Below are 316 nucleotides of genomic sequence, written 5' to 3'. Positions count from 1 at the left end.
CCCCCCCCCCCCCCCCCCCCCCCCCCCCCCCCCCCCCCCCCCCCCCCCCCCCCCCCCCCCCCCCCCCCCCCCCCCCCCCCCCCCCCCCCCCCCCCCCCCCCCCCCCCCCCCCCCCCCTTTTCAAGCACAAGACGGCATACGAGATTATTGCGTTCGTCTCGTGGGCTCGGAGATGTGTATAAGAGACAGGCCAGCATTCCGGGCGGCTGTCCGGCGCAGTCGCTATGGCACATGGTCGTAACGCGCCTCGATCTCGCGGTATGCGCCAGACTTGCGCAGCATTTCCAGGCCCCGATCAAAATTGTCACGCTGCCAT

The 316-nt window shown here is 72.8% G+C and carries 1 protein-coding gene; it reads left to right on the top strand.

Annotated elements, in window-relative coordinates:
- The coding region (locus JHD62_RS22760) for a hypothetical protein (protein WP_233161164.1) at window positions 1–182 on the top strand (182 nt) is incomplete at its 5' end.
- Window positions 183–316: the final 134 nt, after the last annotated feature.

The organism is Aquitalea sp. ASV11 (assembly GCF_016429185.1).
Taxonomy (GTDB): domain Bacteria; phylum Pseudomonadota; class Gammaproteobacteria; order Burkholderiales; family Chromobacteriaceae; genus Aquitalea; species Aquitalea pelogenes.
This window is presented reverse-complemented; position numbering and strand designations above follow the sequence as displayed.